The sequence below is a fragment of the Paracoccus homiensis genome, from assembly GCF_900111675.1.
Lineage (GTDB): Bacteria > Pseudomonadota > Alphaproteobacteria > Rhodobacterales > Rhodobacteraceae > Paracoccus > Paracoccus homiensis.
This window is the reverse complement of record NZ_FOHO01000033.1, coordinates 1-5,675: the sequence shown is the minus strand read 5'-3', so window position 1 is coordinate 5,675 and position 5,675 is coordinate 1. Positions and strand designations below refer to the sequence as shown.

The window sequence follows — 5,675 nt, the reverse complement described above, 5'->3', positions numbered from 1 at the left end:
ACATGGGCAACGGCGGGATGACACCTGCACAGAAACTGAAGATGGCCGCATAAATTTTACGACCAAGCCCCCGCAAAAACGGGGGGATTACCCCTCCATCTCCTCCGCGAGTTTCTCCAGTTTTACCAAGTCGATGATCATTGCAGCCTCTCCTTTGCTTCGACGTCCAGATCGGGCGCCAGAATGTTTCTTAAAACTGGTAGAGTTAAAACCGACATTCGCCAATAGCATCGGGTGTGAAACGGACACCCAAGAGCCCCCTGAGAGACGTACTCGCCCGCAATATGCGGCTGCTTCGTGCTGAGAAAGGGTGGTCTCAGGAACGCCTTGCCGAGGAGGCGGGCCTCAACAGGACCTATTTGAGTGCTGTAGAGCGGTCTGAGCAGAATATCTCGATCGACAACCTCTACCGTGTCGCGAAGGGGCTGGGCGTCGAGGCTCATACCCTGCTGATACACCTCGATTAGAAATTTATCTTCTTAAAATCAAATAGATAAACGGAAAACGGGCCTACCCTCTTCAGGTAGGCCCGTTGCTTTTCTACTGACATCAACAGTGCCTGACATCGGCCCGTGGGCAATCTATGCGGTGATAGTGGACACCAAACCGCACCAAATGGGCAAACTATGGGTCAGTTCAGACCTACATCACCCGGCCCGCACCCCTCAGCCGCATTTCGAATGGCCGCAGGAGGGGCAGGTCATGCAGCCTTCGATCATGCGCATGCCGTATTGGCCGCAGCTGGGGCATGCGGGGCCCTTGGGGCGTTCGCCGACGGCCATCTTCTCGGCCTCGGGGTCGGATTTCAGGCCCATGCCCTCGCCTTCAAGAAAACCGATCGAAACCATGTGCCGTTCGATCACGCCGCCGATCGCGGCGAGGATCGAGGGGACGTAGCGGCCCTGCATCCAGGCGCCACCACGCGGGTCGAAGACGGCTTTCAGTTCCTCGACCACGAAGGACACGTCGCCGCCGCGGCGGAACACGGCCGAGATCATCCGCGTCAGCGCGACCGTCCAGGCGTAATGCTCCATGTTCTTCGAATTGATGAACACTTCGAACGGGCGGCGATGACCGCCCTGCACGATATCGTTCACGGTGATATAGATGGCATGCTCGCTGCCCGGCCATTTCAGCTTGTAGGTGGTGCCTTCCAGCGCGCCGGGACGGTCCAGAGGCTCGGTCAGGTAGACGACGTCGGCGCCCTGATCGGCCTCGGGCGTGGCCTCGGTCTTTTCGCTGACCGACAGAACGCTGCCGGTGACGTCATTCGGGCGATAGGTGGTGCAGCCCTTGCAGCCCAGATCCCAGGCGGCCAAGTAGACATCCTTGAAATCCTCGAAGCTGATATCCTCGGGGCAGTTGATCGTCTTGGAAATGCTGCTGTCGACCCATTCCTGCGCGGCGGCCTGCATCGCGACATGATCTTTGGGCTCCAGGGTCTGGGCGTTGACGAAATAATCCGGCAGCGGCGCATCGCCTTTCAGGTCGCGCCACATCTGGACAGCGTAATCGACGACCTCTTCCTCGGTCCGGGAGCCGTCCTTCTGCAGCACCTTGCGGGTATAGGCATAGGCAAAGACCGGTTCGATCCCCGATGAGACATTGCCCGCATAAAGGCTGATCGTGCCGGTCGGCGCGATTGACGTCAGCAGCGCGTTGCGGATGCCATGTTCGGCAATAGCGGCGCGCACATCGTCATCCATTTTCGACAGGAAACCCGATTTCAGATATTCATCGGCATCGAACAGCGGGAACGCGCCCTTCTCCTTGGCCAGATCGACCGAGGCCAGATAGGCCGAGCGCGCGATGGCCTTCATCCAGACCCGCGTCTGCGCGACCGCATCCTCGGCACCGTAACGCAGGCCCAGCATCAGCAGCGCATCGGCAAGGCCCGTGACGCCCAGCCCGATGCGGCGCTTGGCCTGCGCCTCGGCCAGTTGCTGTTCCAGAGGAAAGCGCGAGGCATCCACCACGTTGTCCATCATCCGGATCGCGGTTCGGACCAGATCGTCCAGCGCATCGGGGTCAAGCTGCGCCCGGTCGGTGAACGGGTCGGTCACCAGACGTGCAAGGTTCACCGACCCCAGCAGGCAGGCGCCATAGGGCGGCAGGGGCTGTTCGCCGCAGGGATTGGTCGCGGCGATGGTTTCGGCATAATGCAGGTTGTTGTTGTTGTTGATGCGGTCGATGAAGATCACGCCCGGCTCGGCATAATCATAGGTCGCCTGCATGATGCGGTTCCACAGGTCGCGGGCCTGAACGGTGCGATAGACCTTGCCGTCGAATTTCAGATCCCAGGATGTGTCGGCCTTGACGGCCTCCATGAAGGCATCGGTGACCAGGACCGACAGGTTGAACATGCGCAGGCGGGCGCTGTCTTGTTTCGCCTCGATGAACTGTTCCACATCGGGGTGATCGCAGCGCATCGTCGCCATCATCGCGCCGCGGCGCGAACCTGCCGACATGATGGTGCGGCACATCGCGTCCCAGACATCCATGAAGGACAGCGGCCCCGAGGCATCGGCGGCGACCCCTTTGACCGCCGCGCCGCGCGGACGGATCGTGCTGAAATCATAGCCGATCCCACCGCCCTGCTGCATGGTCAGCGCGGCTTCCTTCAGCATGTCGAAAATGCCCGACATGCTGTCGGGGATGGTGCCCATGACGAAACAGTTGAACAGCGTCACCGCACGGCCGGTGCCCGCACCCGCAAGGATGCGACCGGCAGGCAGGAACTTGAAATCCTCTAGCGCGGTATAGAAGCGGTCTTCCCACTGCGCCGGGTCTTTTTCGACGCGGGCCAGATCGCGGGCCACACGGCGCCAGCTATCCTCGACCGAGCCGTCGACGGGCTGCCCCTCGGCATCCTTCATCCGGTATTTCATGTCCCAGATCTGTTCGGCGATGGGGGCAGCAAAGCGGGTCATCATGGCCTTCCTATGGTATATGAGGATGCGGGGCGCGCTATATATTGTGCTGCGCTGCGCGCAGCAAGGTCAGATCTTAACCTTTTTCGTCCGCAAAGTCGAAGCCTGCCGCAACGGCATCGCGCGTTTTCAGGGCAAGCGTCTTACGCGTCTGACCTGCAACGGGAATCGGTTCGCCAAGCCGCACGACGACATGCCCCTGCACCGGCGCCGACAGCACGCCCAGCAAGTGATCAGCCAAGGCCATATCGGCCCACCAGCCATAAAAGCGGGAATCACATCCGTCCGGCGCGTGATAGCTGACGCTCATCGGTTGGATCGCCAGACCGTCGGGCAGTTCGGGGTCCAGAAAGCCCTGAAACAGGGTCGGCTTGAACGGCAACACGCGGCGGCCATCGGTGCTGGTGCCTTCGGGAAAGAACAACAGCCGATGCCCGGCCCGTACGCGCGCAGCGAATTCAAGCGCCTGCTGCCGGGCGAATTTCGGATCGCGGACCACGAAATGCGTGTTGGTGACGGCAGTCAGGATATTGATGCCCGGCCAGCCGCGAACCTCGGCCTTGCTGACGAAGAACACCGGCATCGCGGCATTCATGGTCAGGATGTCCAGCCAGCTGCTGTGATTGGCGACGACGGCGCCCGGTCCGGTCAGGGGTTGCCCCTCGCGCCGCCAGCGCAGGCCGATGGCCAGCAGGACAAGACGGCAGACGACCTGCACATGCGGCCCGGTCCACGGGCGGCGCGCGCCATGGATCAGACGCTCGGCCCCGCGCAGGGGCAGGATCAGCAGAACCCCGATCAGCAGGATCAGAACCGCCGGCACCCCACGGCGAATGACGCGCCACCAACCAGCCAGTCCGCGCGGCCGCGGCAGGTCCGGGGGCGGGCCGTCGTCACGCCATGTGGCGGTGCCCCGTCCGGGATCGGGTTGCAGGATGCCCGACCGCGCAGGATCGCTCATTGTCCCTGCCGGCGCGATTCATAGAATTTGCGGTGCTTGTCCGACATCGCCTTGGTGTCCATCAGCAGGAACACGTCGGTGGTGTTGAACTCTCGGTCGATGAAGGCCCCATCGCCGACCAGACCGCCAAGACGCAGATAGGCCTTGATCAGCGCGGGCATCCCCACCAGCGCCTCGCGCCGTTCCAGACGGTCGGCAGGGATCAGGTCCATCGGCTGATGACCTTCTGGGCGGGCCACGGGGCGCAGATCCGCCGGGGCCAGATGATGATGATGCAGCCAGGCCAGCGACGGGGCCAGGGTGTCGATATCGGTGCCGTGAAAGCTGGCAACACCGAACAGGACCTCGATCCCCAGATCCAGCACATAATCGGCCAGCGCGTTCCACAGAAGAAACATGCCGGTGCCGCCGCGATAGGCCGGATCGACGCAGGACCGGCCCAGTTCCAGAACCGACCGGCCCGAATTTTTCAACGCGGTCAGATCATATTCTGAATCGCAGTAAAAGCGCCCGAACTCGCGCGCGCGTTCGCCGGGCAGCAGGCGATAGACGCCGACGACATGGTCCAGATCCTCGGCGGAGCGGCGGGTATCGATCAGGCACAGGTGATCCACGACGGGGTCGAACTCGTCCCGCTCCAGCCTGTTGTCGTGATCGACCAGGGCCCCTGCGCCGCCCAGCTCTTCGATGAACACGCGATAGCGCAGGCGCTGTGCGGCCCGCAGATCACGCTCGCTGGTGGCGATGCGGAGGTCGAAATAGGACGTGTCGGACTTCATGCGCCCTTGTTCATGCTTCGTAAATCTTTCTGGTGGTTTATTGGCGCAAGGGCCGCAATGCAACAACTGGCGCGGCGGCATCTGCCAGAGCGCAAGAAAACGCTTGCCGGATTCAACTTATGATTGCACAAATCGAGGCATGATGATGAACGTCAGTTCCAGCGCAGCAATTCCAGTGTCACCCGCCGCCCGTCGATGACCTGCTTTCCGGCCTCGGCAAAATTGACGGTGATCCGGTCCCCGATCCGCGACTGCACCTGCCCCTCGCCCCATTCGGGCGCACCGGGATGGCGCACGATCATGCCGGGCTCAAGAATGTCGTTCACGTCCACCTTCCTTTCATCATCCCAAGGTAAGACCTCATGAGCTTTGAGACAACGCGCATCAACCCTTCCGAACTTGCAGCGCTGGTCGGCTCTCGCCTGTGTCACGATCTGGTTTCACCCCTTGGCGCGATCGGGAACGGGGTCGAACTGCTGGAAATGTCGGGCAGCTTCCCGGGGATCGAAAAAAGCCCGGAACTGGCCCTGATCGCCGAGGCCGTGGGCGCGGCCCGCGACCGGATCCAGGCGTTTCGCATGGCCTTCGGTCAGGCCCGGAACGATCAGCGCGTCGGTCTGCCCGAACTTGGCCGGCTGATCGACGGCCTGTCCTCGCAGGGGCGGCTGAAGCTGACCCTGGACGCCGAGGGGGATTTTGCCCGGACCGAGGTTCGGATGCTGCTGTTGGCGGTGATGTGCATCGAAACGGCGATGCCCTGGGGCGGTCAGGTCGTGATCCTGCGCGTAGGGCGCGGCTGGCGACTGGTCGGCGATGCGCAGCGGATGAAGCCGGATGACGGGCTGTGGTCATGGCTGATCGCCGACAGCACGCAGCCCCGGCGCGTCCCTGCCCCGTCCGAGGTGCAGTTCGCCCTGCTGGCCGAGGCGGCAACCCAGAATGGCCGCCGCCTTGCCTGCGAAATCGACGACAAGGGCGTCGAAATCAGTTTCTGATCGTCGCGAG

6 protein-coding genes are annotated in these 5,675 nt (G+C 62.5%); 2 read left to right on the top strand and 4 right to left on the bottom strand.

Going from position 1 to position 5,675, the window contains the following annotated elements; all coding sequences use genetic code 11:
- Nucleotides 1-284: 284 nt before the first annotated feature.
- Nucleotides 285-467, top strand: coding sequence for a helix-turn-helix domain-containing protein (locus tag BMX67_RS19195; RefSeq protein ID WP_202076298.1), 183 nt, complete (start codon nucleotides 285-287; stop codon nucleotides 465-467).
- Nucleotides 468-665: 198 nt separating this feature from the next.
- Here the strand turns inward: BMX67_RS19195 and BMX67_RS19190 are convergent, their stop codons facing one another.
- The 4 genes from BMX67_RS19190 to BMX67_RS19175 form a co-directional block, all read right to left on the bottom strand.
- Entirely contained in the window at nucleotides 666-2,930 is a 2,265-nt protein-coding gene (locus BMX67_RS19190) for an adenosylcobalamin-dependent ribonucleoside-diphosphate reductase (protein ID WP_090738338.1), read from the bottom strand.
- Nucleotides 2,931-3,006: 76 nt separating this feature from the next.
- Nucleotides 3,007-3,891 carry a lyso-ornithine lipid O-acyltransferase gene (gene olsA / locus BMX67_RS19185; protein ID WP_090738334.1) on the bottom strand — a complete coding sequence of 295 codons (885 nt, stop codon included), beginning with the start codon at nucleotides 3,889-3,891 and terminating at the stop codon, nucleotides 3,007-3,009.
- Nucleotides 3,888-4,670 carry an L-ornithine N(alpha)-acyltransferase gene (gene olsB / locus BMX67_RS19180; protein ID WP_090738332.1) on the bottom strand — a complete coding sequence of 261 codons (783 nt, stop codon included), beginning with the start codon at nucleotides 4,668-4,670 and terminating at the stop codon, nucleotides 3,888-3,890. The genes olsA and olsB overlap by 4 nt, the downstream gene beginning before the upstream one ends.
- Before the next feature lie 152 nt (nucleotides 4,671-4,822).
- Entirely contained in the window at nucleotides 4,823-4,996 is a 174-nt protein-coding gene (locus BMX67_RS19175; RefSeq protein WP_090738329.1) for a DUF3553 domain-containing protein, read from the bottom strand.
- 36 nt (nucleotides 4,997-5,032) lie between these two features.
- Between BMX67_RS19175 and BMX67_RS19170 the strand changes: the two genes are divergently transcribed.
- On the top strand, nucleotides 5,033-5,665 hold the full coding sequence (locus BMX67_RS19170; protein WP_090738327.1) for a histidine phosphotransferase family protein: 633 nt from the start codon (nucleotides 5,033-5,035) through the stop codon (nucleotides 5,663-5,665).
- Nucleotides 5,666-5,675 lie beyond the last annotated feature (10 nt).

Excerpts from the sequence above, each read along its gene's own strand:
- BMX67_RS19195 (WP_202076298.1), top strand. The coding sequence starts at position 285 with ATGCGGCTGCTTCGTGCTGAGAAAGGGTGGTCTCAGGAACGCCTTGCC.
- BMX67_RS19190 (WP_090738338.1), bottom strand. The coding sequence starts at position 2,930 with ATGACCCGCTTTGCTGCCCCCATCGCCGAACAGATCTGGGACATGAAA.
- olsA (WP_090738334.1), bottom strand. The coding sequence starts at position 3,891 with ATGAGCGATCCTGCGCGGTCGGGCATCCTGCAACCCGATCCCGGACGG.
- olsB (WP_090738332.1), bottom strand. The coding sequence starts at position 4,670 with ATGAAGTCCGACACGTCCTATTTCGACCTCCGCATCGCCACCAGCGAG.
- BMX67_RS19170 (WP_090738327.1), top strand. The coding sequence starts at position 5,033 with ATGAGCTTTGAGACAACGCGCATCAACCCTTCCGAACTTGCAGCGCTG.